Source organism: Microbacterium sp. CH-015 (assembly GCF_049707015.1).
GTDB lineage: Bacteria > Actinomycetota > Actinomycetes > Actinomycetales > Microbacteriaceae > Microbacterium > Microbacterium aurum.
In genome coordinates this window covers 31,122-56,045 of sequence record NZ_JBNAFJ010000007.1, presented here as the reverse complement: position 1 = coordinate 56,045, position 24,924 = coordinate 31,122, and the positions used below count along the sequence as shown (strand labels likewise).

Genomic DNA, 24,924 nt, shown 5'->3' with positions numbered 1-24,924 from the left:
ACAATAGCGCCGACAGGTGAACCCCAGGGGAACGGCGACGCCCCGTGACGCCCGTGCCTGTCCGGCCGTTCACCTGTTATTCACCACCACAGCCCACTTTGGTAAGAGTCGGTGTCTACCGTCATGGCGAGCCCTGCACCAGGGGCGCATTTCCATGACAACCCGAAGGAACACACACGTGAAGCTCACTCGCCTCGCCCAGATCGGCGCAGTCGCGGCCGTCGCCGCCCTCTCGCTCACCGCCTGCGCCGCGAACGAAGGCGGCACCACCCCGACTGCCACCGAATCGCAGGCCCCCAGCCTCACGGGCACCCTCAACGGCCAGGGCGCCTCGTCGCAGCAGGTCGCCGTGCAGTCGTGGACCGCGCTGTTCAACGAGACCAACCCCGACGCGGTCATCAACTACGACCCGGCCGGCTCCGGCACGGGCCGCGAGTCCTTCCTCGCCGGCGCCGTGAACTTCGCGGGCTCCGACCGCGCGTTCAAGACCGACGAGATCGCCGAGGGCGGCTTCGGCGCGTGCGCCGCCGACTCGGGCCTGGTGGAGATCCCCGCCTACATCTCGCCGATCGCGATCATCTTCAACGTCCCCGGCGTCGACGCGCTGAACCTGGACGCCGCGACCGTCGCGGGCATCTTCGCCGGCACGATCACCAACTGGAACGACCCGGCCATCGCGGCCGACAACGCCGACGCGACCCTGCCGGACCTCCCCATCAACCCGGTCCACCGCTCGGACAAGTCGGGCACGACCGGCAACTTCACCGACTACCTGTCGGCCAACGCCGCGGACATCTGGACGTGGGGCTCCGTCGAGGAGTGGCCCGCCGGTGTCGTCGGTGAGGCCGCGGAGAAGACCTCGGGCGTCGTCGAGGCCGTCAAGGCCGGCGAGGGCTCGATCGGCTACGCCGACTCGTCGCAGGCCGGTGGCATCTCGTCGGTGGCCGTGAAGGTCGGCGACGAGTTCGTCGAGCACTCCGCCGAGGGCGCCGCCAAGACGCTCGACGCCTCCGCCATCGAGGACGGCCGCACCGAGGGCGACCTCGCCTTCAAGATCGACCGCACGACGACCGAGGCCGGCGCCTACCCGGTGTTCCTCGTCAGCTACCTGATCGCGTGCGAGCAGTACGAGGACGAGAACGTCGCGGCCCTCGTGAAGGGCTTCTTCGAGACCGCTGTCAGCGAGGCCGGTCAGGAGACCGCCGCCACCAACGCCGGCAGCGCCCCGATCTCGGACGACCTGCGCGAGAAGTCGCTCGCGGCGATCGCCCTCATCAAGTAACGCGCTCGGGCGGCATCCCGCTTTCCGCGGGATGCCGCCCGGCCCGTGACCTGCACCACCCCACCCGAGTTCCCTCACCAGAGAGAGTGCGATGACAGCATCCACCGCCGACGCTCCTCCGCGGATCGCCGCCAAGCAGCGCCCCGGCGACCTGTGGTTCTCCGGCACCGCGGTCTTCGCGGGCTCGATGATCGTCGTCACCCTCGCCGCCGTCGCGATCTTCCTCATCGTCCAGTCGCTGCCGGCCTTCGGCGCCGACAGCCAGAGCGCGTCGCTGCTGACGACGAACTTCTGGGACTACGTCGGCCCGCTCCTGTTCGGCACGATCTGGGCGGCGTTCCTCGCCCTGCTCGTGGCGGTGCCGCTCTCGCTCGGCATCGCCCTGTTCATCACCCACTACGCGCCGCGCCGTCTCGCGCAGGGTCTCGGCTACATCGTCGACCTGCTCGCCGCGGTCCCCTCGGTCGTCTTCGGCCTGTGGGGCATCCTCGTCTTCGCCCCCTCGGTCGTCCCCACCTACAAGTGGCTGAACGAGAACCTGGGGTGGATCCCGCTCTTCTCCGGTCAGGTGCTCAACTCCGGCCGCACGATCCTCACGGCCGCTCTCGTCCTCGCGGTGATGGTCGTGCCGATCATCACCGCGATCTGCCGCGAGATCTTCCTGCAGACGCCGGTGCTGCACGAGGAGGCGGCCCTCGCCCTCGGCGCCACCCGGTGGGAGATGATCCGCATGGCGGTGCTCCCGTTCGGGCGCTCCGGCATCGTCTCGGCCTCGATGCTCGGCCTCGGCCGGGCCCTCGGCGAGACGATGGCGGTCGCGATGGTCCTCTCGGCCACGAACGTGCTCACCCTGCAGTTGCTGACCTCGCAGAACCCCTCGACCATCGCGGCCAACATCGCCCTCACGTTCCCCGAGGCCTACGCCCTCAACATCAACGTGCTGATCGCGACCGGCCTCATCCTCTTCATCGTCACCTTCGCGGTCAACGCGGTGGCGCGCTGGATCGTCAGCCGCCGCAAGGAATTCTCGGGAGCGAACTGACATGACCACCGCCCCTGCTCCCGCACCGGTCCGCCCGGCCGCCCCCGCGCACATCCCGCTGACCTCCGGTCACCTGCCCCGCTGGGCGCCCTGGGCGCTGCTGGTCGGCTCCCTCGCGGTCTTCGGCGCCATCTACGGGGTGCTCGGCGCCGCCGCCGGCGGCGAGTTCTCCATCGCCGGCTGGCTCATCCTCTCGGTCATCGCCTATCTGGTGCTGATCTACACGATCTCCCGCATCGTCGAAGGCGCGCGCCGCGCGTTCGACCGGTTCGTCACCGGCATCGTCTCCAGCGCCTTCGCCATCGCCATGGTGCCGCTGGTGTCGGTGGGCTGGACCGTCATCAGCAACGGCATCGCACGGTTCGACGCGACGTTCTTCTCCAGCTCGATGCGCGGCATCGTCGGCGAGGGCGGCGGCGCCGTCCACGCGATCTGGGGCACACTGCTGATCACGCTGACCGCCGCGATCATCTCGGTGCCGATCGGCCTCATGACCGCCATCTATCTCATCGAGTACGGGCAGGAGAAGCGCCTCGCCCGCGCCATCACCTTCCTGGTCGACGTGATGACCGGCATCCCCTCGATCGTCGCGGGTCTGTTCGCGTACGCGCTGTTCGCCCTCATCTTCGGGCCGGGTGTCCGTATGGGCTTCGCCGGCGCCGTCGCGCTCTCGGTACTGATGATCCCTGTCGTGGTCCGCTCGAGCGAGGAGATGCTGCGCCTCGTGCCGAACGAGCTGCGTGAGGCCTCGTACGCCCTCGGCGTGCCGAAGTGGCTGACGATCGTGAAGGTGGTGCTGCCGACCTCCATCGCCGGCATCACGACCGGTGTCATGCTCGCCATCGCCCGCGTCATCGGCGAGACGGCACCGCTGCTGATCACCGCCGGGTTCACCGACGCGATGAACCAGAACCTGTTCGACGGGCGCATGCAGACGCTGCCCGTCTACATCTACTCGCAGTACGCCTACAAGGGCATTCCGCCCGAGGCTTACGTCGACCGCGCGTGGGCCGCCGCCCTCACCCTCATCCTCATCGTCATGGCACTGAACCTCATCGCGCGCATCGTCGCGAAGGTGTTCGCCCCGAAGACCGGCCGCTGACCGGCCGCCCACCGGCATCCGCCCCGTTAGGAACCATCGTGTCCAAGAGCATCGAAGTCAACGACCTCAACGTCTACTACGGCGACTTCCTCGCCGTCGAGGGTGTGGGACTGGAGATCCAGCCCCGCTCCGTCACCGCCTTCATCGGCCCGTCCGGATGCGGCAAGTCGACGTTCCTGCGCACCCTGAACCGTATGCACGAGGTCATCCCCCGTGCCCGCGTCGAGGGTGAAGTGCTGCTCGACGGCGACAACCTGTATGGGCCGGGCGTGGACCCCGTGCTCGTGCGCCGTCAGGTCGGCATGGTGTTCCAGCGCCCCAACCCGTTCCCGACGATGTCGATCAAGGAGAACGTGCTGGCGGGGGTCAAGCTCAACAACAGGCGCATCTCCAAGAGCGACGCCGATGCGCTCGTCGAGCGGTCTCTCCAGGGCGCGAACCTCTGGAACGAGGTCAAGGACCGCCTCGACAAGCCCGGATCGGGCCTCTCCGGCGGTCAGCAGCAGCGCCTGTGCATCGCGCGCGCGATCGCCGTCTCGCCCGACGTGCTGCTGATGGACGAGCCGTGCTCGGCGCTGGACCCGATCTCGACGTTCGCGATCGAGGAGCTCATCCAGGAGCTCAAGCAGGAGTACACGATCGTCATCGTGACGCACAACATGCAGCAGGCATCCCGCGTCTCGGACAAGACGGCGTTCTTCAACATCGCCGGCACCGGCAAGCCCGGCAAGCTCATCGAGTACGACGACACGAACACGATCTTCACGACGCCCTCCGTACAGGCCACCGAGGACTACGTCTCCGGCCGCTTCGGGTAAGCGCGGCGCAGGGGGCGGATGCCGGGGGGCGGATGCCGGGGGGCGGCCGGGGGCGGCCGGGGGGCGGATGCCGGGGCAGGCGCGCGGCGTCGGCGCGCGCCGCGGCATCCGCCGTACTAACTGCAAGGGATTCTGCGCGACACGCCGCCTCGCGCCGAGGCATCGCGGCGTGTCGCTGACGATCCCTTGCAGTTGGCCTCTGCCTGCCCGGCGTCATCGCCCTCTCCACAACTCGCGTTTTCCGGCGACTGTCCACGGATGCTGCGCACGCGCCTCCGGGATGACCGAGGCACCGCCACGATGGGCCGCATGTGTGATGCCCGCGCTTCCGTTTTCACCACGTCCGGCCTGCGTGCCGACGGCGTCTCCGGGACGATACTGACCGCGCGGATCGCCGACGGGACGCTGTTCCGTGCCCGACGCGGGGTGTACGTCGCACCGACGATCTGCCCTGCGCTGCGCGCCGTGGCCGAGCACGGCGGCCGTGCCGCCTGCATCACGGCGGCACGACACCTCGGACTGTGGGTGCTGACCGCCGACCATCGCGCGCACGTCTGGCTGTGCAGCGGCCAGCGCAGTTACCACCCATCGCAGGCTTGCGCCTGCGTCGAGCATTGGGATGACGGGCCGCGCGGCGCCCCGGCATCCGCCCCGTCCCTTCCCCGGATGCTCCTGCAGATCTACCGGTGCTTCGGGATCGAGGAGTTCTTCGTCGTGCTGGAGTCGGCGCTGGCAGCGGGCATGCTCGGCACCAGCGGCATGCGCTGGCTGCGCATGCACTCCAACGCGGCGATCCGCGAAGCGCTCGCGCTCGCCCGCAACGACGCGGACAGCGGCCTCGAGTCGCTGCTGCGGTGGAGGCTGCGCCGCCGCGGACTGCGGGTGCGGACGCAACGGCAGGTCTTCGCGGTCGGACGCGTCGACCTTCTCATCGGCGAGCGCCTTCTCGTCGAAGCGGACGGCGTGGACAACCACGGCAGCCCGTCACACCGACATAAGGATCTCGTGCGCGACGCGCACGCCGCGTCATGGGGCTACATCACGCTCCGATTCGACTACGCGATGATCGTGCACGACTGGGAGCTGGTCGAGGCGGCGATCCTGGGCGCGCTGAGCACCCTCGAGGGCGCTGGGGTCGGCCGAGTCTGAACGGCAGGGGATCGCCCCGGTCTCCCGGAGTGTCGCGCCGAGATACCGGCGTGTCGCACATGATCCCTCGCCGTTGACGAGAGCGAGCGCACCGCGCGCCGCGCCGGCGCACCGCCGTGCCGGTCAGTCGCGGGGGCTCAGCAGGTAGGCGTTGACGGCGGCGGTGAGCTCGGCATCGACCGGCACGTCGACGTCGTCGATCGCGGTGATCGGGGCGGCCAGGCGGACGCTGGAGACGAGCCACGCCGCGTCGGCGGTGTGCAGAGCGGATGTCGGGACGTTCTCGTACACCGTCTCGTATCCCTCGGCGGCGAGGTGGTCGAACAGGCTCAGCTGGGTCGTCCCGTGCAGGATGCCGCCGTGCGGGGCGGGCGTGACGAACGTACCGCCGCGCCGGAGGATGAGCGAGGCGGTGGGCGCCTCGAGCACGAACCCATCGGTCGTGGTGAAGATCGCGTCGTCGGCGCCGCGGCGGTGCGCTTCGCGCAACGCCGCCATGTTCACGGCGTACGAGAGGGTCTTCGCGCCCAGCAGCAGCCACGGGGCGCGCGTGGGCGCGTCGAGCGTGTAGCCCCGGTCGAGCGTCACGACGCGGATGCCGCGGGTGCGAGCCCGGGTGTTGTCGGCGGCGGTGGCCGCCGTCACCCACGCCGTCGGCGTCGGGCCGTGCTCGATCCCCCGGCTGAGGATGAGCTTGATGACGGCCTCGCCCGGTCCGCACTCCGCTGCGGCGCGCGTGACCGCCTCCCGCCACTGACGCGCGTTCGGCTGCGGCAGGTCGCACAGCTGCGCGGAGTGCGCGAGCCGGCTCAGGTGCGCCTCGACCTCCTGCGCGTGACCGTCGACGACGCCGATCGACTCGAAGATCCCGTCGCCGCGCTGGGTGCTGAGCTCCCCGACCGTCAGCGCTGGGGCCGCCGGGTCCACGGCGGTGAACGTCTCGGAGAAGTCGGTGCGGGCATCGTCGGATGCCGCGGGGTCGATCATCAGCGCGAAGTGCAGGGCCATGATCTGAGCCTAGGCGCGGGAATGCCCCGCCGGCCGCGCACGTTACACTGGATCAGTCGGGCCGCAGTAACCCCGGGCTCCATCTTTCGCCGCTGCGAGCGGCCACGCGCCGAGAGGCGTTCTGCGGCCCGGCACTTTCACACCCGCCGAACGTCGCACCGCGGAACGCCTCGCCTGCGCAGCGGCCACGTCAACGGGCGTTCTGCGGCCCGGCACTTTCACACCCGCCGAACGTCGCACCGCGGAACGCCTCGCCTGCGCAGCACCCCTCAGGTCAGCGAGTCCCGGCGCCACAGACTCGCGCTCGCGCGGAGGTCGGTGGCGTAGGTGTCCAGCCGCAGCGCCCGCGTCGTGAAGGCGCTCGCCCGTTCCGGCTCGGTCGCGTCGTAGTCGTCGGCGAGGTCGGCCGAGCCTGCCGCCTCGACGCGGCAGAAGGATGCGGCGCGATCGAGCGCGACGGCGAAGTCGCCGCGGAAAACGCCTCGCAGGATCTCGTCGACGAGCGCGGTGAGCTCCTCGGGACCGGCCGGAGTGGGCGCGCCGGCGACGACGTCGTCTGCGGAGCGCAGCACTGCGCGACCCCGCTCGTACAGCAGCGCCGCGGTGCGGGCGTCGTCGCGCACCATGAGCTGCAGCAGGTACAGCCGCCACAGCGTCCCGGGCAGCGACTTCGCCGGCGAGTGGGACCAGAGCTCGGCGATCGTGTCGATGCCGTGGGCGTCGGTGAAGGTCACGAGGCGCTCGATGACGGCATCCGTCGGCTCGTCGCGCACGCGCGTCAGCAGAGCGGATGCCGTGGCGTGCGCGACCCGGGAGACGTCCGCCGGATCGGTCGATCCGAAGCGGCGGTCGAAGGTGTCCGCGGGACGCTGCACCGGACGGTGGTAGTCGCGCGGCTGGTCACTCACCCGTCAAGGGTACCTGCGCACCCCGGCGGGCGGGCCGGCTCAGACGGTCGGGATGGCGATGATCGGCGCGGTCGTCGGCGCGCCGCTCGGTGAACCGCCGGCGGGTTCGACCGTGACCGCGATGGTGTCGCCGGGCTGCATCGCACCCGTGAGTTCCGCCGTCGCCGCGCCGCCGTCGGCGTCGAACGTGCCCGCCGGCACCGGCTCGTCGCCGCGCACGAACCACAGCTCGAACGTGCGGTCGGTGGGCAGCTGCGGGAGCCCCTCCGCCACCAGCACGACTTTTCCGACGCTCTGCGACCAGTGCGCCGTCGCCTGGCCGCCGTCGAAGTCGACGGCGGCTGACGCCGCGTCGGGGGCGCGCTCGATCTCGTCCAGGGCGGTGACCGCCGCAGGCGTGTTCCACAGCTTCGCGATGACACCGGTCCCCCACCCGATGCCGACGAGCAGCACGAGGCAGGCGGCCAGGGCGAAGACGCCGCGCGCCCACGTGCGGCGCCCACTGACGCGGACGTGCTTCTCGCGATTCTGCTCTTAGTACCGTCGCGATGACGCGCGATTGCATTCTCGACAGACCTCTTGCAAGCCGTCGACCCGGGAGCGCTTTCGGTTGAACTCGACGCGCGGCTTGAACTTTCCGCAGCTGCCGCACCGCTTCGCGTTAGCGCCGGCCTCTGCGCCGTAAAGAGACATACGTCAGGAATACACCTGAGCCCCAGTCTGGCAGACACACAACATGGTCTCGATCGCATACCCCCGGGTGTATAGTCGATATACCCCCAGGGGTTTATTGATCGAAGGAGTGGGCGATGTGCAGCAGGGTGACGTGTGCAGAATGCGGCAAGGCGACGTGGGCCGGTTGCGGCCAGCACGTTGAGGAGGCGCTGTGGGGTGTGCCCGAGGCGGACCGCTGCCCCGGACACGACCTTGCGGGCGTCGCGTGAGCAGGCCGCGCCCCATCCGGCTGTTGGTGATCCCGCTCCTGCTGCTGGCAGCGGGAACCGTCGCGGCCTGTGCGCCGGCGACGACATCGATCGAGGTGACGACCGGGACCACCGTCGTCGACGTGCGCACCCCCGCCGAGTACGCCGCCGGGCATCTCGACGGTGCCGTCAACCTCGACGTCAGCGCCGCCGGCTTCGAGACCGAGCTCGAGGCGCTCGATCCGACGGCCGACTACCTCGTCTACTGCCGGTCCGGCAGCCGTTCCGCCCGCGCCGTCGCGCTGATGGAGCAGGCCGGCTTCACCTCCGTTCACGACGCGGGCGGCCTCTCCGACGCCGCGACCGCGACCGGACTCGCCGTCGTCGACTGACGACCCTGACACGAAAGGCCCGACATGACCACCCGAGAGATCGCCATCCGGGGGTTCCACGACGTCATCGACCAGAACGACATCGTGTTCCTCGACTTCTGGGCTGCGTGGTGCGGCCCGTGCCGGATGTTCGCGCCCGTCTTCGAGAAGGCGGCCGGGCAGCACCCCGACATCGTGTTCGGCAAGGTCGACACCGAGGCGCAGCGCGAGCTCGCGGCGGCGTTCCATATCTCGTCGATCCCGACCCTCATGGTGTTCAGGGAGGGGGTGCTGGTGTTCTCACAGCCCGGTGCCCTCGGTGCACCGCAGCTGGACCGGGTGATCGCGGGCGTGCGGGGCCTGGACATGGATGCCGTGCGCGCACAGGTCGCGGCACAGAAGGTGGAGCGGGAGGCTGTGCGATGAGGATCGTGATCGTGGGCGGTGTCGCCGGAGGCATGAGCTGCGCGGCCCGCGCGCGCCGGCTCGATGAGAGCGCGGAGATCGTGGTGCTCGAACGCGGCGCGCACGTGTCGTTCGCGAACTGCGGTCTGCCCTACTTCGTCGGCGGCGAGATCACCGAGGAGCGGTCGCTGCTGGTGCAGACACCGCAGTCGCTTCGCGCCGCTCTCGCTCTGGACGTGCGCACCGGCAGCGAGGTGACGGCCGTCGACATCTCCGCGAAGACCGTGTCGGTGCGCACGGAGGACGGTACCTACGAGCTGTCCTACGATGCGCTCGTGCTCTCGCCGGGTGCGTCCGCTCTGCGCCCACCGCTGCCGGGGCTCGACTCGCCCCGGGTGCGCACGCTGCGCACGGTGGAGGATGCCGTGGCCCTCCGCGACGAGGTGCTCGCCGGCGCACGGCGGGCCGTCGTACTCGGTGCGGGCTTCATCGGGATCGAGGCGGCCGAGGCGCTGGCCAGGCAGGGCCTGGAGGTCTCGGTGGTCGAGCTAGCCCCGCACCCGTTGCCGCCGCTGGAGACAGAGCTGGCATGGCTGATCACGCAGGAACTGGGCGAGCTCGGAGTCGAGGTGCGTACGGGGATCGCCGCCGCGAGCGTTGAGCACGGCGACGATGCCGACGTGGTCGTACTCGCCGACGGCGCGCGGCTGGCGGCCGACATCATCGTGCTCTCAGTCGGAGTACGGCCAGACACGGCGCCGTTCGAGGCGGCCGGCATCACCTGTGAACGGGGCGCGATCGTCGTGGATGCGCACGGCCGCACCTCCGCCCCGGGAGTGTGGGCCGCGGGCGACGCGACGGTGTCGGTCGACGCTGTCACCGGCATCCGTCGCCCGGTAGCCCTCGCGGGACCCGCGAACCGCGCCGGACGCCTGATCGCCGACGACATCTTGCGACCGGACGACGCGCGAGCTCTTCCGCACCCGGTCGGCACGGCGATCGTGCGGGTCGGAAGACTCACCGCCGCCCTCACCGGCGCGAACCGCGCAGCGCTTGATGCCGCGGGCATCGAGTACCGCACCCTGCACCTGCACCCGAACCAGCATGCGGGCTACTTCCCCGGCGCCGCCCAGGTACACCTCGTCGTGCACATCCGCACCGCCGACGGTGCGCTGCTCGGTGCCCAGGCCGTCGGCACCGAGGGGGTGGACAAGCGCATCGACGTGCTGGCGACCGCGATCCGCGCGGGCCTGCGCGTCGATGATCTCATCGACCTCGACCTCGCCTACTCGCCGCCATACGGGCAGGCCAAGGATCCTGTCAACCTCGCCGGCATGGTGGGCGAGAACGTCCTCACCGGCACGCTGCGGCTCTGGTACCCGGAAGACCTCGACGAGGCGCGGGAGAACGCGTTGATCCTCGACGTCCGCACCCCCGCCGAGTACGCCACGGGGTTCGTGCCGAGCTCGCTCAACGTCCCGCACACCGAGCTGCGGGACCGCCTCGACGAAGTACGCGCCGCCGCGGCCGGCCGGGCCGTGCGCGTCATGTGCCAATCGGGCGTGCGATCGGCGATCGCCCACCGCGTGCTGGTGCAGGCGTGCTTCGACTCCGCCTCGCTGTCGGGCGGCATGCTTACGCTGCGGGCCTGGCTCGGCGCGCGGCAGAACGAGGTCTTGGAGCGGCCAGGAGTGCTCGCGGATGCGTAGGCTCGCTGCGGCATCCTGCTCACGCAGCAGGTCAGAACGGGTGCTGATGGCACTTGCCGGGATCTTCCTCGCGGCGCTCTCGCTGAACTCGCTCGACCAGCCCTGGTGCGCGATCCCCGCCGGGGTGTGCGCAACGTTCCTGGCGATCGGCGCGATCACCGGCTAGCTAGTGCCCCACACAACTACTGAACCGCCGCGATGCACACACGCCGACGAATACGCTCGGCTGCGACGAGGCACGCCAGCCCATCGACACCCACCCCCGGCCCTGAAGGGATCCCACTCATGAGCACCACCGACGCCGACGCGCACAAGCGCATCGTCAACCGCCTGCGCCGCGCCCGCGGCCAACTCGATGCCGTCATCGCGGCGGTTGAGAACGAACGCCCCTGCCGCGAGGTCGTGACCCAGCTCTCAGCGGTGTCGAGCGCGCTCGACCGTGCCGGCTTCGCGATCGTCTCCACCGCGATGAAGGACTGCATCGCAGACCCTGACGCCGCCCGCGACCAGCAGGGCCTGACGACCGAAGAGCTCGAGAAGCTCTTCCTCATGCTCGCCTGAGCACCGAACGAAGGAGAAACCCTTGTGTTACGCCGTCGCCTGCCGAAAGTGCGGCAAGACCACCTGGTCAGGATGCGGTCAGCACGTCGACCAGGTCATGCGCGGCGTACCGGCGGCCCAGCGCTGCCAGGGCCACCAGGGCGAGAAAGGTACCGGGTTCTTCGCGAAGCTGTTCGGACGATGAACGCGGGCGATCTCGGACAGTCGAGCGTGGAGGCTACGACGGCTGCGACCCGGCTCTGGTCTCCTGGACACTAGGGAAGAGCAGCAGGGAGATGCCGATCGCCGCGCCCGCACCGAGAATCTGGGCACCGAGGAACGGGAGCGCCGAGCTGGGGGCGATGCCGGCGAAGGTGTCGGTGAAGATGCGGCCGATGGTGACGGCGGGGTTGGCGAACGAAGTGGAGCTGATGAACCAGTAGGCAGCGCCGATATAGGCGCCGACCGCCGTCGCGATCACCGGTGCGGGCCGGCCGGTGCGGCTGAGCCCGATGATCAGGAGCACGAGCCCTGCGGTGGCGACGATCTCGGCGAGGAACGTGGCGGGGGTGGCGCGGTCGGTGGTGGAGATCGCGGTCGGGGTGGCGAACATCGCGTTGGCCAGGATCGCGCCGCCGATCCCGCCTGCGAGCTGCGCCGGCAGATAGACCGATAGTTCGCGTGCGGGCAGCCCGGTGCCGGTTCTGCGGCCGAGGAGGGTGTCGGCGAGAGAGACCACGGGGTTGAAATGCGCGCCGGAGACCGGGGCGAGCAGCAGGATCAGGACGCCGAGGCCGAGCGCGGTGGCGATCGAGTTCTCCAGCAGTTGCAGGCCCGGATCGGTGGAGAGGCGCTCCGCGGCGATCCCCGATCCGACCACGACCGTCACCAGCAGCCCCGTGCCGAGGAACTCGGCGAGGCTGCGCCGCCAGAGCGAGAGCCGCCTCACGACCGGTGAGCCGTGAGGTCGGGCGTGAGCTCGGTGAGCAGCTGCTGGACGTGCTGGCGGATCCCGTCACGGACCGTGCGGATGCCGTCCAGGTCGAGGTCGGTGGCCATCTGCGAGCGGCCGGAGTTCTGCACGCAGACGTAGAGGATCTCCGGCACCGGCTTGCCGATCATCCCGCGCGACTGCGCCAGGGCGACCAGCCGGTCGCGGGCGAACGTCTCCGCAACCGTAGGCGGGTGCGTGGAGACGTTCGCGGTCCGCGCGAGGGCGGCGTAGGACTCGAACACCACCCGCTCGACGGTCTCCTCGCTCACCATCCCGGCGAACTGCTGCGCGAGGCGTTCGGCGGCTCGGTGCAGCACCGAATCCGGGGGGAGCAGCCCCTCCTGGCCGCGCTGCGCGTTCATGCCGCCCTCCCCGAGGGCAGCAGCTCGGCGATCAGCGCCTCGACACGGGAGCGGATCTCGTCCCGGATCGGCCGGACGGACTCGATGCCCTGCCCGGCGGGGTCGTCGAGCAGCCAGTCCTCGTAGCGCTTCCCGGGGAAGATCGGGCAGGCATCCCCGCAGCCCATCGTGATCACCACGTCCGACTCGCGCACCGCATCGACAGTGAGCAACTTCGGCGTGCCGCCTGCGATATCGATGCCCTCCTCGGCCATCACGGCGACAGCGACCGGGTTGATCTGATCCTTCGGCTCGGACCCAGCCGACAGCACCTCGACCCGATCCCCGGCCAGGTGCTGCAGGTAGCCGGCGGCCATCTGCGACCTCCCGGCGTTGTGGACACAGACGAACAGAACAGTGGGCTTCTCACTCATGACGGGTCTCGCTTCCTCTCATCAGAAAGCATAGACCACCATCTATCAGTTAAATGACGGAGGGGCCGATCAACTCCGCCAGGAGGGTGCGGACGCGGCTGTCGATGTCATCGCGGATCTCCCGGATCACGCTGAGCGGCTGGCCGACGGGGTCGGCGAGATCCCAGTCGAGATAGCGACGGCCGGGATAGACCGGGCAGGCGTCGCCGCAGCCCATCGTGACCACGACATCCGCGGCCTTGACGGCGTCGTCGGTCAGCGGCTTGGGGAACTCCCCGCCGAGCGTGACGCCGATCTCGTCCAAAGCGGTCACGATCGCGGAGCGGACCTCGGCCGCGGGGGCGGATCCGGCGGTGCGGACGATGACCTTGTCGCCGGCGAGTTGGCGGAGGACTCCTGCGGCCAGCTGGGAGCGGCCGGCGTTCTGGACGCAGACGAACAGCACCGTCGGCGTCCCCGTCGACGCCTGTTCGACCCGGTGCAGGTCGTCCAGGCGCGCCGCAGTGAACGCCGCCGCCCGCGAAGCCAGCAGCGAGGTGGTGCCGCGCGCGGCGAGCAGATCGCGAGAGTCGGCGAGGGTGCGAGCGACAGTCTCACGGTTGAAGACACCGTGGTAGCGAGCAGCGAGGTCGTTGACCACTCGCTCCCAGTCCGGCTCCTCCGCCGCGAGGGCGGGGGCGCCGAGGAGCGCGGTGATTCGGTCGGCTTCATCGGGGTTGATCGAGTACCAGACCCGCCGCCCCTCCGGTTCCCGGACCACGAGACCTTCGGCGTGCAACGCGGCCAAATGGTGGCTGACCGTGGGCTGACGCAGCCCGAGCTGCTCCGCGAGCCGGCTCACCATCGCCCGACCACCCTCGGCATCACGGATCAGCTGGACGATCCGGGCGCGAGTGGGGTCCGCGAGGACCGCCAGCACCGGGACCTCCACCACCAAATGCATAGACCGCAGTCTATCCGCCCGAGAGGATCGGCGGCCGTTGCGTGCGGAACAGGCAGGATGCCGGACTGGATCCGCCAAGTCGTTCTGGAACCCCTTGCTCACGCGCAGCTGGGCGCAGGCACTTCTGGCGGGCTGGAAGACGCGGCCCTGGGCCGTGGTGATCATCGGCGCGGCGGGCGGTGTCCCGCTCCCTCTCGTGTGCGTAGGTGGTGTCGTCACAGGTCGGCTCGCGGTGTGGTCTCGTTGCTTCGCTCTTGACGCGACGGCCGAGCGGAGGTGAGTCCGCTGGGCGGGCCACCGAGAGCGCGCAAAGCGTAGAGGATCGTGGCGAGGTCGACGAGCTCCTGTGTGAGGGCACCGGCGACGGCGGGAATCACACCCGTCATCGCGACGATCATGAGGCCGACGCTCAGGCCGATACCGATCCAGATGGCGGTGAGCGCGACGCGCAGCGTGTGCCGGCCGATCGAGACGGCATCGGCGACCTTCGCGAGCGAGTCGACCAGGATAACGATGTCCGCAGCATCCCCCGCCACCGTCGCACCTTTCGCCCCCATGGCCATGCCGATGTCGGCTGCGGCGAGTACGGGCGCATCGTTCACGCCGTCGCCGACCATCATCACAGGCCTCGGATGCAGCTGCGCCGCGAGACGGACCTTCTCGGGAGGCAGGAGATCGGCGTGCACCTCGTCGATCCCGACGTCCTTCGCGATCGTCTCAGCGGTGGCGGCCGTGTCTCCCGTGAGCATCGTGATGCGCTCGAGGCCCTGCTCCCGCAGCCACGAGATCACCGCGGCGGACTCGGGACGCGGATCGTCGGCGAGCACCAGCACGCCCGCGAACCGACCGTCGACCGCCACGTATGCGGCGGCTTCCCCGGCCCCGAGCGACACACGTTCGGTGTCGGCCGCCAGCGACGCGACGTAGGCGGGCTTGCCGACCACCACGGTGCGCCCGTCGATCTCCGCCGTCACGCCGTTGGTGGCGACCTCGCTCGCCGCCTCGGCGGCAATCAGTTCGAGACCGCGAGTTGCCGCGGCGCGCCGGATGCCCTCGGCGAGCACGTGCGAAGAGTACTGCTCCGCCGACGCGGCCAGCAGCAGGAGCTCGTCGTGGCCGAATCCCGGAGCCGGCCGCACGTCGACGAGGTCGGGCCGCCCTTCGGTAAGCGTCCCCGTCTTGTCGAACGCGGCGGAACGCACCCGCGCCAGCTGCTCGATCACGGCGCCGCCCTTCATGATCACCCCCGTCTTCGCGGCGCGGGAGAGCCCCCCGAGGAACGCGACCGGAGCGGCGATCAGCAGCGGGCACGGCGTCGCCAGCACGAGCACCTCCGCGAACCGCGTAGAGTCACCCGAGATCAGCCACGCCGTGCCCGCCAGCACGAGCGCGACCGCAGTGAACGGAATGGCGAACCGATCCGCGAGGCGCACCACCGGCGCCTTCGAACCCTCCGCCGCGCGCACGAGCGCGACGATCTGCTGATACTGGCTGTCAACGCTGCGACGCACCGCACGGACGTGGACCGCACGCGTGCCGTTGATCGCACCCGACAACACGTCCCCGCCCACCTCCCGCGTCACAGGAAGACTCTCGCCCGTGAGCGACGACTCGTCGAACGACCCGCTCTCCGACAACAACACTCCGTCCACCGGAACGATCTCAGAAGGCCGCACGAGCAGAACATCACCCACCACGACATCGTCGACCGCGACGTCCCGCACCTCGTCGGACTCCCCCGAGAGGGGATGGACGATGACATGCGCGATGCGCGGCGAGCGATCAAGCAGCGCGGTGAGATCGCGCTTCGCGCGGCGCGCAGCGAAGTCCTCGAGCGCCTCGCCCCCAGAGAGCATGAGAACAATGATGAGAGACGCGAGGTACTCGCCGACGGCAAGCGTCGCCACCATCGCGACGACCGCGAGGATATCGAGACCCACGTGCCCACGCATGACGTCGCGGACCATGCCCACCAGCGTCCAGACGACGAACGCGGCCACACACACCGTGGCGATCCACCTGCCCAACACATCTTCGCCGACGACGTGCAGAAGCAGCACGGCCGCCAGAACGACGACCGTCACCGTGATGACGGGGTAGCGCCCCAAGACTCGCAGGAACCGCATGATCCGAGCATCACCCGGTCGACGCGCCAATTCCAGCAAGGACAGGCAACACTACCCCCGTTGCCATCCGCGCAACCCGTTCTCCGTCCGGTGCCTCATGGTTCTGCTCCACCACCAGAGCCAACACGATCTCGAGCGGGCTCCCGAGGGATCTGAAACAAGAAAGCAGGCCACCGCTTCCGGTGGCCTGCTTCATGATTTCTTGTCAGCCCTGCTCTCCCCCGCCGTGCAAACGGCTCAGAATTGCAGTAGGCCTCATATGGTGCCCCCACAGGGACTCGAACCCTGGACCCACGGATTAACCTGCTGCACTGAGTTTCCCCAGCCACCGAAACGGCTTGCAGTCTGGACTATATCTTCACCTTCGGCCGAGCCGGTCAGGTGCGCCGCGTGTAGTCTCTGAGGTTCCCTTTCGGTTACCTGCTGATCGCCCAATCCCTCGGATTGTCACTGCCCGCGCTCTCGCACGGACGAGTACCTCGGGCTCTCAGGGTGTTCCAGCATATAGCGGCGTTCATCCGGCGTATTTCGACGCCGGCGCTCCATTTTTGTGTTGAAGTCCGTTGCTCTAACCAACTGAGCTATAGGGGCACCTCAAGCCTAGCAAGCGTCCGGGATCTCAGCCTTGCATGTCGAATCCGAGCCGACGTTGACGACCAGGTGACTCGTCGTCGAGCGGCTCGATCCACGCAGGCCACGTCGCAGCATGGATGATGTCCGCGTCGTCGATGCCGTGCTTGCGCGCGCCATCGTGGATGTTCACGCGGCGTACGCGGCGATCGCCCGGCGAATCAGCTCCGACCGAGACGTGTGGTCGCGCTCGGCGCGGGCGTCGATGGCCGCAAGGTATCCCACCGCCATCTGGGAGCGCCCCGCGTTGTGCACGCAGACGAACAGGACGGTGGGGATGCTCACGCGGTCAGGCCGATCGGGAGGCTGCCGAGCATCTGCGCGACGATCGTCATCGTCCAGGTGATCGCGACGATGACGGCGAACACGACGGTGCCGATCCAGACCCAGAGCGGCGGCCACCCTCCCGCCACCGTGCGGCGGCGCAGCACGACGGTGCGTCCGATGATGTAGACGGCCAGGCCCCCGCTGGCCAGCGCGAGAAGCGCCCATGCCCAGTGGAACGGCAGGGGCACCCCGCGACGGCGGAGCTCCCGCCAGTCCAGCCAGCTGAACAGGATGGCGGCGCCGACGAAGACCCAGCTGACCAGTCCGACCGTGAGGCACTGCAGCATCCATGCCACCGAGGCGGCGAAGGCGGCCTCCGCGTCGCGGGCTGCCCCCATCGTCGCGGAGATGTACCCCGACGGGTCGAGGAACAGCAGCCAGGCCAGCGGCAGCGTGCTGGCGGCGATGGCAAGCCAGATCCACACCGTGTTCGTCGGTACGTCCACCGGTCGCGGCGGCACGTCCACCGGTCGCGGCGCCACGGGCGGCGCGAGGGTGTGCGCGGTCCACTGCGCGCCGTCCCACCAGCGCCCGCCGGGCGCACCGGTCGGGTCGGGGTACCACCCGGCCGCGGCGCTCACTCGGCGTCCGCCGTCACCAGCTCGGCTCCGGCGTGGGCGAGTTCGGCGAGCGCGGCCTGCGACGAGTCCGCCGCGACCCCGGCGACGAGGTCTGTGAGGATCCGCACGTGCAGCCCGTGCTCGATCGCGTCCCGCGCCGATGCGCGCACGCAGTAGTCGGTCGCGATCCCCGTGACGTCGACGTCGGTGACGCCGTGGGCGGTGAGGAGCTCGGCGACCCTCTCCCCGGCGTCCGTCGTCCCCTCGAACAGGGAGTACGCCGGGATGCCCTGCCCCTTCTTGACGTGGTGGGTGACGGCATCCGTCGCGAATTCCGGGTCGTACTCGGCCCCTGCCGTGCCGGCGACGCAGTGCACCGGCCAGGTGTCGACGAAGTCGGGCTCGTCGGCGGCGAAGTGGCCGCCGTTGTCGGATTCGGGGTCGTGCCAGTCGCGCGAGGCGACGATGAGCGCGTAGTCACCGGCGCGTGCGGCCAGCAGCCGCGACACGCCCGCGGCGACGGCATCGCCGCCGGCCACGCCGAGCGCGCCGCCCTCCGTGAAGTCGTTCTGGACGTCGACGATGAACAGGGCCCGGGTCATGCTCCGAGGTTATCGCGGGGGTCCGGCGAAAGCTCCACGGATTCGGCGGCCTGCGCCCGCAGGGATCGGCGTGTCGCGCCTTCGTGCACCGTTCTTGTGGAGTTTTCGCCGCCGCCGCGCTGACCGTCCCGGCGCCACAGCTTCGAGGGCCACCAGATGACCCGTCCGAGGTCGTACGCGGCGGCGGGAACCAGCAGCGACCGCACCACGAACGTGTCCAGAAGCACCCCGAAGGCCACGATGAACGCCAACTGGGCCAGGAAGAGGATCGGGATCACGCCGAGCGCCGCGAACGTCGCCGCCAGCACAAGGCCCGCCGAGGTGATCACCCCACCGGTGGCGACGAGGCCGCGCAGGACGCCGGGGCGCGTGCCGTGCGTCTTCGACTCCTCACGCACCCGCGACATGAGGAAGATGTTGTAGTCCACCCCGAGCGCCACGAGGAAGACGAAGCCGTACAGCGGCACGGCGGGGTCCGCCCCCGGGAAGTCGAACACGTGGTTGAACACCAGGGCGCTCACCCCGAGCGCCGCCCCGAACGAGACGATGACGCTGAGGATCAGCAGCACCGGCGCGACGATCGCGCGCAGCAGCAGCATGAGGATCAGCAGGATCACGACGAGGATGACCGGGATGATGACGGTGCGGTCGCGGATCGAGGTGTCGTTGGTGTCGACGTCGATGGCCGTCGACCCGCCCACGAGCGCGGTGCACTCCCCGAGGTCGGCGGCGAAGGCGGCGCGCAGATCGCGGATCGTCTCCTCGGCCGCGAGGGAGTCGGCCTCCTGCGACAGCGTCGCGACCAGCAGCACATCGCCGTCTGAGACGGTCGGTCCGGCCGGTGTCGCCGTGGGGGGTCCTGCGACGGTGTACACCGGCTCGCCGCCGGAGACGGCCACCGCGACCTGGCCCGACGGGGCATCCTTTGACGACGCCGAGACCGCGTCGATGCCGTCGGTCGCATCCAGCACCCCGACGGCGTCGGCGACGCGATCCTCGGGCACGATCACGTACGCGGGACTGCCCGACCCCGCCGCGAAGTGCTCGGCGAGCACGTCCTGCCCGTCGCGCGCCTCGGAGGCACCCAGCACGAGATCGCTCTGCGGCACGCCGTCGGCCTTCAGCTGCAGGACGCCGACGGATGCCGCGAGCAGCACGACGGTCGTGATGATCCACACCGGGCGGGAATGCCGGGCGACGAGCCGCGCCTGCCGGGCCCAGAACCCGCGCACGGGCGCGCCGCTGGAGGCGAGGTCGTCGGGGATGTCGACGGCGCCGGTCTCCGGGATGAACGGCCAGAACGCCGCCCGGCCAGTGAGGGCGAGGAGTGCCGGCAGGAAGGTGAGCGCGGAGAGCACGGCGAAGACGATGCCGATCGAGGCGATCGGGCCGAGGGCGCGGTTGCTCGCGAGGTCGCTGAGGAGCAGGCAGAGCAGCCCGGCGATGACGGTGCCGCCCGAGGCGAGGATCGGCTCGAAGGCGCCGCGCCACGCGCTGACCGTCGCATCCCACCGGCGCAGCCCCGACCCGACCGCCTCGCGGAAGCGCGCGACGTAGAGCAGCGCGTAGTCCGTCGCCGCGCCGATCACGAGGATGAAGAGGATGCCCTGCACCTGCCCGTTCAGGACGAACACCCCGGCCTTCGCGAGCCACCACACCGTCAGCAGCGCGACGCAGAGCGCGAACGTCGACGTCATGAGCACCAGGATGGGCAGCAGCGGCGACCGGTAGACGATCACGAGGATGACGAAGACGGCGCCGAGCGCCACCGCGAGCAGCAGCCCGTCGATGCCGAGGAATCCCTCGACGAGGTCGGCTGTGAACCCGGCGGGTCCGGTGACCCACGCCTGCAGTCCCTCGGGCAGCTGCTCGGCGATCGCAGCGCGCACCGCCTCGGCGGTCTCGGCCACGTCGCCGGAGGTGTCGATCGGGACGAACAGCTGCACCGCTTCGCCGTCCTCGGAGGGGAGGGCCGGCGACACCTCCCCCACGCCCTCGACGTCGCCGATCGACGTCGCGAGGTCGTCGACCTCGGCCAGCTGCGCCTCGGTCAGCGTCCCGTCGCCCGCGACGACCACGACAGCCGGGAGGGTGTCGCCACCGGTGAAGTCGGCGAGGCGCTCCTGCACCTGCGTCGCTTCGGCCGAGGACGGCAGGAAGGTCGACTGGTCGTTGGTGGCGACCTCATCGACTTTTCCGAAGTAGGGGCCGCCGATGGACCCGCCGACGAGCCAGATGAGGACGAGCATCACGGGGATGCCGATACGCAGCCAGCGGGTGGGGGTGTCGCGGCGTGAAGTCATATCGCTAGCTTATCTAGCAATATCTCTCCCGCGCGACCTCGCTAGGCTGACGCGCGTGATGTCGGCCGTCCTCGCGTTCGTCGGCGCGCTGGTGTACGGCTCCGCAGATTTCCTCGGCGGCCTCGCGGCGCGCCGCCTGCGGCCGCTCATCGTGACGGGGGTGGCCGCAGGCTCGGGCGCGGTGCTTCTCGGCATCCTCGTACCCATCGCCGGGGGCACGCCGACCGCGGCCGACCTGCTGTGGGGCGCACTGTCGGGCGTGACGGGCGCGGTCGCGATCGGGCTGCTCTACGCCTGCCTCGCGCGCGGCCCCATGAGCGTGCTCTCCCCGGTGACCGCGGTCGTGTCGGCGGCGGCGCCGATGCTGTGGGGACTTCTCGCCGGCGGTGAGCGGCTGGGCGCCGGGAGCGCCGCCGGCCTCGTCGTCGCGCTCGTCGCCATCGTGCTCGTGGCGCTGCTGCCGGGCGAGCGCATCACCCGGCCCACCGCGCCGGCGCTGAGCATGGCGGTCGGCTCCGGGCTCGCGATCGGTGCGTTCCTGATCCTGCTCGACCAGACGGGCGAGGGCTCGGGGATCGCGCCCCTCGTGCTCAACCGCGTCGTCAACGCCGTCCTCACCGGCGGACTGGCCACCGTGCTCGTCGTCCGCGCGGTCCGCTCGGGCCGCGGTGCGCAGTCGGCCGTGCGTGCGAGCGGAGCGCTGCCGCTGCCGCTGCGGAGCGCGTGGCTCCTCGCGATCACCTGCGGTGTCGTCGACGCGACGGCGAACCTCCTCCTGTTGTGGGCACTGCGCGCCGGCGGCGATCTCGTCGTCGTCGCGGCGCTGACGGCGATGTATCCCGCCGGCACCGTGCTGCTCGCAGCGGCGCTGCTGCGCGAACGCATCGCCCCCGTGCAGGGGATCGGGCTCGTGCTGGCGCTCGCGGCCGGCATCCTGCTCGCGGTCGGGTGACCTCAGCCGCGGGCGAAGTAGAGCACCCAGCCGGCGACCAGGCACAGGATGCCGAGGGCCAGCATCCCGCCCGCCGAGATGATCACGGTGCGCAGGGAGGTCGGGCGACGGACCAGCCGCATCCGATCGCGCCACCCGTGCCGGTACCAGACCGTCGCGCGTTCGGCCTCGCCGAGGGTCTGCGCGTCGGCATCCGTCAGCGGCGCGCTGTTGACGTCGCCGTCATCGTCGATCCAGCGCGCGACCGGCCCGTCGCCGTCGCGGTCGATGACCGCGTCAGCGGGCAGCCAGGAGCCATCGGCCGCCCAGAGACCCACGGCGACGACGGCGAGCGCGACGAAACCGCCGAGACCCACCCAGGTGAACACCTCGATCAGGATGTCGACCGTCTGATCCATGGGTCTGCCTGTAGCGAGGGGAACGGAGAGGAGGAAGTGGAGCCGCCCAAGGGAATCGAACCCTTGACCTTCTCATTACGAGTGAGATGCTCTGCCGACTGAGCTAGGGCGGCGTGCGGGCGCGAGCGCCGTGCACGATGTCCGATCTTACAGGGTCTGCAGGGGTGCCGCGAACCGAGCCTCGACCGGATGCCGCGACATCCGGTGTCGTCGTGTTACGCCCTGATTCGGACACGTCCGCCGCCCTGCGTACGGTCGAAGAGGCACCGCGACGAGGCGAGCGCGGACAGCCGAGCACGAACGACGATCCTCCGCGCATCGCGGTGCCCCGATCCACGAGGAGCATCACATGTCCAAGAAATCCCTGGCCGCCGCACTGGCCCTCCCCCTCGTCCTGCTGCTGGGCGCCTGCGCGAGCGGCTCGTCCGACCCCGCCGCGAGCGGCGACGCGGCGCAGAGCGAGACCGTCCGCATCGGCGTCGTCGGCGCCGGCGACCCGTACTGGGAGACGTTCACCGAGGCCGCCGCGGACGAGGGCATCGACGTCGAGATCGTGAACTTCGACTCCTACGACCAGCCGAACCCGGCCCTGGCGGCGGGGGAACTGGACCTCAACCAGTTCCAGCACATCATCTACCTCGCGACCTACAACGTCGCCGCGGGCGATGACCTCGTGCCGATCGGTGCGACGGCGATCTACCCGCTGGGCCTCTACTCGACGAAGTACACCGACGTCGACGACATCCCCGCCGGTGAGACCATCGCCGTCCCCAACGATGAGTCCAACCAGGCGCGCGCCCTGCTCGTGCTGCAGTCCGCGGGCCTCATCGAACTCAAGGACGGCGGCTCGATCTTCTCGACCGTCGCCGACATCGAGGACGGCTCGAAGGTCACGGTCGAGGCCGTCGCCGCCGACTTCACGGCCTCGTCGCTGCCGGACTTCGCCGGCGCCGTCGTCAACAACGACTTCGTCGCGAAGTCGGGCCTGACGAGCAAGGAGCTGCTCGCGCAGGACGACCCTGCCGACGCGTCGGCGTTCCCGTACATCAACATCTTCGCCGCGAAGGCGGAGGATGCCGAGAACCCGACCTACCTGAAGCTCGTGAAGATCTACCAGGACACCACAGCGGTCCAGGACGGCGTGCTCGCGGCATCCGGCGGCACCGCCGTGCTCGTCAAGACGCCCGTCGCCGACCTCCTCACCTCGCTGAAGGACACCGAGGACGACATCCGCGCGAACCAGTAACACCCTGCCGTGTGCGGCCCGACCCCACCGGACGGGCCGCACACGCATGTCTCCGGGAGAACCATGACCCTCATCCGCCTGCGCGGCGTGACCAAGACCTTCCCGCCCGCGGCCAAGAACGCCGAGCCCGTCGTCGCCGTCGACGACGTGAACCTCGACATCGCCGCCGGCGAGATCTGCGGCATCATCGGCTACTCTGGCGCGGGCAAGTCCACCGTGCTGCGCCTGGTCAACGCCCTCGAGACGCCCACCTCCGGCACGGTCGAGGTGGACGGCGTCGACATCACGCGGCTCGGGGAGCGCGACCTGCGGCGCCTCCGCAGCGACATCGGCATGATCTTCCAGCAGTTCAACCTGTTCGACTCGCGGACGGTCGCCGGCAACGTCGCCTACCCGCTCGAAGTCGCCGGGCGCCCGCGCGCCGAGATCCGCGCCCGCGTCGCTGAGCTGCTCGAGTTCGTGGGGCTCTCCGGCAAGGCGCGCAACTATCCCGAGCAGCTCTCCGGCGGCCAGAAGCAGCGCGTCGGCATCGCCCGCGCCCTCGCCACGAGCCCGCGCATCCTGCTCGCCGACGAGGCCACCAGCGCGCTCGACCCCGACACGACGCAGGAGGTGCTCGCCCTCCTCAAACGCGTGAACGCGGAGCTCGGCGTGACGATCCTCGTCATCACCCACGAGATGGACGTCATCCGCACCCTCGCCGACCGCGTCGTCGTGATGGAGCACGGCCGCGTCATCGAAGCGGGCGCCGTCTTCGACATCCTCTCCGCCCCGCAGCACGCCGCGACGGCACGGTTCGTCGCGAGCATCATCGAAGACGTCCCCACCGGCGACGACCTCGCCGTCCTGCGCGGCCGCCACCCCGGACGCATCGTCACCCTCGATGTGCGCGAGGGCACGGCGGCGCAGGCCGACGTGTTCGCCGCGCTTGCCGCGCACGGCGTGCGGTTCGAGGTCGTGCACGGCGGCATCAACGACATCCGCGGCCGCGTGTTCGGGCACCTCACTCTCGCGCTGACGGGCGAGACGGATGCCGTGGACCGGGCGATCTCCGCAGCATCCGCCTTCGCCGACCTGACCGAGGAGACCGTCCGTGGATAGGCTCATCGACCTCCTCCCGCAGCTGTGGGAGGCGACCCTCGAGACGCTGTATGTCGCGACCGCTGCGCTCATCCTCGGCGGTCTCGGCGGGCTCGTCCTCGGCATGGCGCTGTACGCCTCGCGGCCGGGCAGCCTCTTCCCGAATCGGGTCGTCTTCGGCATCCTGAACGTCATCGTCAACACGTTCCGCCCGATCCCGTTCATCATTCTGCTGGCCGCGGTGCAGCCCCTCGCCCGCGGGGTCGGCATCCCCGGGATCGGCGTGCCGTTCGCGATCTTCGCGATCACGATCGCGTCACTGTTCGCCATCAGCCGGATCGTCGAGCAGAACCTGCTGACGGTGCGCCCCGGCGTCATCGAGGCGGCGCGGGCCGCCGGAGCGAGCCGATCGCGCATCCTGTTCCGCCTGATCCCCCGCGAGGCGCTCGGCCCCCTCGCGCTCGGCTACACGTTCGTCGTCGTGGCGCTCGTCGACATGACGGCCATGGCCGGCGCCGTCGCCGCCGGCGGCCTCGGCGAGTTCGCGATCAACTACGGCTTCAAGCAGTTCAACCCGTGGGTGACGTGGGCGGCCGTGCTCGTCATCGTCGTGATCGTGCAGGCCGTGCAGTTCCTCGGGAACGGGCTGGCCCGCCGCATCCTCCGTCGCTGACGTCCCGCGTGCGGCGCGACACGCGGCTGTCGAGTGGGCCCGTTCCCGTCGAGCGCGC

Annotated in this window: 27 protein-coding genes and 1 tRNA gene; 13 read left to right on the top strand and 15 right to left on the bottom strand. The window is 70.2% G+C overall.

Annotated elements, in window-relative coordinates; translation table 11 throughout:
• Window positions 1-178 precede the first annotated feature (178 nt).
• The 5 genes from pstS to ACPYN4_RS11270 all read left to right on the top strand — a co-directional run bounded on the left by pstS (window position 179) and on the right by ACPYN4_RS11270 (window position 5,393).
• Window positions 179-1,282, top strand: a complete 1,104-nt coding sequence (pstS, locus tag ACPYN4_RS11290) for a phosphate ABC transporter substrate-binding protein PstS (RefSeq protein ID WP_424446392.1) — start codon at window positions 179-181, stop codon at window positions 1,280-1,282.
• Window positions 1,283-1,373: 91 nt separating this feature from the next.
• Window positions 1,374-2,324 (top strand): phosphate ABC transporter permease subunit PstC, encoded by a 951-nt coding sequence (gene pstC / locus ACPYN4_RS11285; RefSeq protein ID WP_239281666.1) that lies wholly within the window; start codon window positions 1,374-1,376, stop codon window positions 2,322-2,324.
• Window position 2,325: 1 nt separating this feature from the next.
• Window positions 2,326-3,426, top strand: coding sequence for a phosphate ABC transporter permease PstA (gene pstA, locus ACPYN4_RS11280; RefSeq protein ID WP_281652977.1), 1,101 nt, complete (start codon window positions 2,326-2,328; stop codon window positions 3,424-3,426).
• Window positions 3,427-3,464: 38 nt separating this feature from the next.
• Entirely contained in the window at window positions 3,465-4,244 is a 780-nt protein-coding gene (gene pstB / locus ACPYN4_RS11275; protein WP_287272119.1) for a phosphate ABC transporter ATP-binding protein PstB, read from the top strand.
• A 309-nt stretch (window positions 4,245-4,553) separates the two neighbouring features.
• A complete protein-coding gene (locus tag ACPYN4_RS11270) occupies window positions 4,554-5,393 on the top strand; it encodes an endonuclease domain-containing protein (protein ID WP_287271051.1) in 840 nt (279 codons plus the stop codon).
• Between the two features lie 123 nt (window positions 5,394-5,516).
• Here the strand turns inward: ACPYN4_RS11270 and ACPYN4_RS11265 are convergent, their stop codons facing one another.
• The 3 genes from ACPYN4_RS11265 to ACPYN4_RS11255 form a co-directional block, all read right to left on the bottom strand.
• Complete coding sequence (locus ACPYN4_RS11265; protein WP_287271053.1) at window positions 5,517-6,401, bottom strand: aminodeoxychorismate lyase; 885 nt, start codon at window positions 6,399-6,401, stop codon at window positions 5,517-5,519.
• Window positions 6,402-6,670: 269 nt separating this feature from the next.
• Window positions 6,671-7,309, bottom strand: a complete 639-nt coding sequence (locus tag ACPYN4_RS11260) for a DNA-directed RNA polymerase subunit beta (RefSeq protein ID WP_287271054.1) — start codon at window positions 7,307-7,309, stop codon at window positions 6,671-6,673.
• A 39-nt stretch (window positions 7,310-7,348) separates the two neighbouring features.
• Window positions 7,349-7,777, bottom strand: coding sequence for an anti-sigma factor domain-containing protein (locus tag ACPYN4_RS11255; protein ID WP_396655718.1), 429 nt, complete (start codon window positions 7,775-7,777; stop codon window positions 7,349-7,351).
• A gap of 472 nt (window positions 7,778-8,249) precedes the next feature.
• On the opposite strand from ACPYN4_RS11255, the gene ACPYN4_RS11250 reads away from it, so the two are divergent.
• From ACPYN4_RS11250 to ACPYN4_RS11235, 4 genes are all read left to right on the top strand, one after another.
• Window positions 8,250-8,624: a rhodanese-like domain-containing protein gene (locus ACPYN4_RS11250; protein WP_287271057.1), complete on the top strand. Its 375-nt coding sequence runs from the start codon at window positions 8,250-8,252 to the stop codon at window positions 8,622-8,624.
• Between the two features lie 24 nt (window positions 8,625-8,648).
• The gene (trxA, locus tag ACPYN4_RS11245) at window positions 8,649-9,029 is read left to right on the top strand and encodes a thioredoxin (RefSeq protein WP_239281654.1); all 381 of its coding nucleotides are present in this window, start codon (window positions 8,649-8,651) and stop codon (window positions 9,027-9,029) included.
• Window positions 9,026-10,717, top strand: a complete 1,692-nt coding sequence (locus tag ACPYN4_RS11240; RefSeq protein WP_287271061.1) for an FAD-dependent oxidoreductase — start codon at window positions 9,026-9,028, stop codon at window positions 10,715-10,717. The genes trxA and ACPYN4_RS11240 overlap by 4 nt, the downstream gene beginning before the upstream one ends.
• A 285-nt stretch (window positions 10,718-11,002) precedes the next feature.
• Window positions 11,003-11,278: a metal-sensitive transcriptional regulator gene (locus tag ACPYN4_RS11235; RefSeq protein ID WP_076690046.1), complete on the top strand. Its 276-nt coding sequence runs from the start codon at window positions 11,003-11,005 to the stop codon at window positions 11,276-11,278.
• A 217-nt stretch (window positions 11,279-11,495) separates the two neighbouring features.
• Here the strand turns inward: ACPYN4_RS11235 and ACPYN4_RS11230 are convergent, their stop codons facing one another.
• The 10 genes from ACPYN4_RS11230 to ACPYN4_RS11185 all read right to left on the bottom strand — a co-directional run bounded on the left by ACPYN4_RS11230 (window position 11,496) and on the right by ACPYN4_RS11185 (window position 20,517).
• The gene (locus ACPYN4_RS11230) at window positions 11,496-12,206 is read right to left on the bottom strand and encodes an aquaporin (protein WP_281653185.1); all 711 of its coding nucleotides are present in this window, start codon (window positions 12,204-12,206) and stop codon (window positions 11,496-11,498) included.
• Window positions 12,203-12,613: a three-helix bundle dimerization domain-containing protein gene (locus ACPYN4_RS11225; protein ID WP_281653184.1), complete on the bottom strand. Its 411-nt coding sequence runs from the start codon at window positions 12,611-12,613 to the stop codon at window positions 12,203-12,205. Before ACPYN4_RS11225 ends, ACPYN4_RS11230 begins: the two co-directional genes overlap by 4 nt.
• On the bottom strand, window positions 12,610-13,026 hold the full coding sequence (locus ACPYN4_RS11220) for an arsenate reductase ArsC (RefSeq protein WP_281653183.1): 417 nt from the start codon (window positions 13,024-13,026) through the stop codon (window positions 12,610-12,612). Before ACPYN4_RS11220 ends, ACPYN4_RS11225 begins: the two co-directional genes overlap by 4 nt.
• 49 nt (window positions 13,027-13,075) lie before the next feature.
• Window positions 13,076-13,969, bottom strand: a complete 894-nt coding sequence (locus ACPYN4_RS11215; protein ID WP_281653182.1) for a metalloregulator ArsR/SmtB family transcription factor — start codon at window positions 13,967-13,969, stop codon at window positions 13,076-13,078.
• 215 nt (window positions 13,970-14,184) lie between these two features.
• The gene (locus ACPYN4_RS11210) at window positions 14,185-16,095 is read right to left on the bottom strand and encodes a heavy metal translocating P-type ATPase (protein ID WP_281653181.1); all 1,911 of its coding nucleotides are present in this window, start codon (window positions 16,093-16,095) and stop codon (window positions 14,185-14,187) included.
• A gap of 619 nt (window positions 16,096-16,714) precedes the next feature.
• Entirely contained in the window at window positions 16,715-16,858 is a 144-nt protein-coding gene (locus tag ACPYN4_RS11205; RefSeq protein WP_281653180.1) for a hypothetical protein, read from the bottom strand.
• Window positions 16,855-17,010, bottom strand: coding sequence for a ribbon-helix-helix protein, CopG family (locus ACPYN4_RS11200; protein WP_281653179.1), 156 nt, complete (start codon window positions 17,008-17,010; stop codon window positions 16,855-16,857). Before ACPYN4_RS11200 ends, ACPYN4_RS11205 begins: the two co-directional genes overlap by 4 nt.
• Complete coding sequence (locus ACPYN4_RS11195) at window positions 17,007-17,633, bottom strand: DUF2510 domain-containing protein (RefSeq protein WP_281653178.1); 627 nt, start codon at window positions 17,631-17,633, stop codon at window positions 17,007-17,009. Before ACPYN4_RS11195 ends, ACPYN4_RS11200 begins: the two co-directional genes overlap by 4 nt.
• The gene (locus ACPYN4_RS11190) at window positions 17,630-18,214 is read right to left on the bottom strand and encodes an isochorismatase family protein (RefSeq protein WP_281653177.1); all 585 of its coding nucleotides are present in this window, start codon (window positions 18,212-18,214) and stop codon (window positions 17,630-17,632) included. Before ACPYN4_RS11190 ends, ACPYN4_RS11195 begins: the two co-directional genes overlap by 4 nt.
• The gene (locus ACPYN4_RS11185) at window positions 18,211-20,517 is read right to left on the bottom strand and encodes an MMPL family transporter (RefSeq protein ID WP_424446391.1); all 2,307 of its coding nucleotides are present in this window, start codon (window positions 20,515-20,517) and stop codon (window positions 18,211-18,213) included. The genes ACPYN4_RS11190 and ACPYN4_RS11185 overlap by 4 nt, the downstream gene beginning before the upstream one ends.
• Before the next feature lie 58 nt (window positions 20,518-20,575).
• On the opposite strand from ACPYN4_RS11185, the gene ACPYN4_RS11180 reads away from it, so the two are divergent.
• Window positions 20,576-21,469, top strand: a complete 894-nt coding sequence (locus tag ACPYN4_RS11180) for an EamA family transporter (protein ID WP_424446390.1) — start codon at window positions 20,576-20,578, stop codon at window positions 21,467-21,469.
• A gap of 2 nt (window positions 21,470-21,471) precedes the next feature.
• On the opposite strand, the gene ACPYN4_RS11175 is transcribed toward ACPYN4_RS11180, so the two are convergent.
• Window positions 21,472-21,867, bottom strand: coding sequence for a hypothetical protein (locus tag ACPYN4_RS11175; protein ID WP_239281640.1), 396 nt, complete (start codon window positions 21,865-21,867; stop codon window positions 21,472-21,474).
• A 37-nt stretch (window positions 21,868-21,904) separates the two neighbouring features.
• Window positions 21,905-21,980, bottom strand: a tRNA-Thr gene (locus tag ACPYN4_RS11170).
• Window positions 21,981-22,216: 236 nt separating this feature from the next.
• On the opposite strand from ACPYN4_RS11170, the gene ACPYN4_RS11165 reads away from it, so the two are divergent.
• The 3 genes from ACPYN4_RS11165 (at window position 22,217) to ACPYN4_RS11155 (ending at window position 24,866) form a co-directional block, all read left to right on the top strand.
• The gene (locus ACPYN4_RS11165; RefSeq protein WP_281653175.1) at window positions 22,217-23,113 is read left to right on the top strand and encodes a MetQ/NlpA family ABC transporter substrate-binding protein; all 897 of its coding nucleotides are present in this window, start codon (window positions 22,217-22,219) and stop codon (window positions 23,111-23,113) included.
• Between the two features lie 63 nt (window positions 23,114-23,176).
• The gene (locus ACPYN4_RS11160; RefSeq protein WP_281653174.1) at window positions 23,177-24,214 is read left to right on the top strand and encodes a methionine ABC transporter ATP-binding protein; all 1,038 of its coding nucleotides are present in this window, start codon (window positions 23,177-23,179) and stop codon (window positions 24,212-24,214) included.
• Window positions 24,207-24,866 (top strand): ABC transporter permease subunit, encoded by a 660-nt coding sequence (locus ACPYN4_RS11155; protein WP_239281637.1) that lies wholly within the window; start codon window positions 24,207-24,209, stop codon window positions 24,864-24,866. Before ACPYN4_RS11160 ends, ACPYN4_RS11155 begins: the two co-directional genes overlap by 8 nt.
• Window positions 24,867-24,924: the final 58 nt, after the last annotated feature.

What these genes read in the sequence shown, in the direction of transcription:
- pstC (WP_239281666.1), top strand. Translation starts at nt 1,374, where the DNA reads ATGACAGCATCCACCGCCGACGCTCCTCCGCGGATCGCCGCCAAGCAG.
- pstA (WP_281652977.1), top strand. Translation starts at nt 2,326, where the DNA reads ATGACCACCGCCCCTGCTCCCGCACCGGTCCGCCCGGCCGCCCCCGCG.
- ACPYN4_RS11270 (WP_287271051.1), top strand. Translation starts at nt 4,554, where the DNA reads ATGTGTGATGCCCGCGCTTCCGTTTTCACCACGTCCGGCCTGCGTGCC.
- ACPYN4_RS11265 (WP_287271053.1), bottom strand. Translation starts at nt 6,401, where the DNA reads ATGGCCCTGCACTTCGCGCTGATGATCGACCCCGCGGCATCCGACGAT.
- trxA (WP_239281654.1), top strand. Translation starts at nt 8,649, where the DNA reads ATGACCACCCGAGAGATCGCCATCCGGGGGTTCCACGACGTCATCGAC.
- ACPYN4_RS11240 (WP_287271061.1), top strand. Translation starts at nt 9,026, where the DNA reads ATGAGGATCGTGATCGTGGGCGGTGTCGCCGGAGGCATGAGCTGCGCG.
- ACPYN4_RS11235 (WP_076690046.1), top strand. Translation starts at nt 11,003, where the DNA reads ATGAGCACCACCGACGCCGACGCGCACAAGCGCATCGTCAACCGCCTG.
- ACPYN4_RS11225 (WP_281653184.1), bottom strand. Translation starts at nt 12,613, where the DNA reads ATGAACGCGCAGCGCGGCCAGGAGGGGCTGCTCCCCCCGGATTCGGTG.
- ACPYN4_RS11220 (WP_281653183.1), bottom strand. Translation starts at nt 13,026, where the DNA reads ATGAGTGAGAAGCCCACTGTTCTGTTCGTCTGTGTCCACAACGCCGGG.
- ACPYN4_RS11215 (WP_281653182.1), bottom strand. Translation starts at nt 13,969, where the DNA reads ATGCATTTGGTGGTGGAGGTCCCGGTGCTGGCGGTCCTCGCGGACCCC.
- ACPYN4_RS11210 (WP_281653181.1), bottom strand. Translation starts at nt 16,095, where the DNA reads ATGCGGTTCCTGCGAGTCTTGGGGCGCTACCCCGTCATCACGGTGACG.
- ACPYN4_RS11190 (WP_281653177.1), bottom strand. Translation starts at nt 18,214, where the DNA reads ATGACCCGGGCCCTGTTCATCGTCGACGTCCAGAACGACTTCACGGAG.
- ACPYN4_RS11185 (WP_424446391.1), bottom strand. Translation starts at nt 20,517, where the DNA reads ATGACTTCACGCCGCGACACCCCCACCCGCTGGCTGCGTATCGGCATC.
- ACPYN4_RS11180 (WP_424446390.1), top strand. Translation starts at nt 20,576, where the DNA reads ATGTCGGCCGTCCTCGCGTTCGTCGGCGCGCTGGTGTACGGCTCCGCA.
- ACPYN4_RS11175 (WP_239281640.1), bottom strand. Translation starts at nt 21,867, where the DNA reads ATGGATCAGACGGTCGACATCCTGATCGAGGTGTTCACCTGGGTGGGT.
- ACPYN4_RS11165 (WP_281653175.1), top strand. Translation starts at nt 22,217, where the DNA reads ATGTCCAAGAAATCCCTGGCCGCCGCACTGGCCCTCCCCCTCGTCCTG.
- ACPYN4_RS11160 (WP_281653174.1), top strand. Translation starts at nt 23,177, where the DNA reads ATGACCCTCATCCGCCTGCGCGGCGTGACCAAGACCTTCCCGCCCGCG.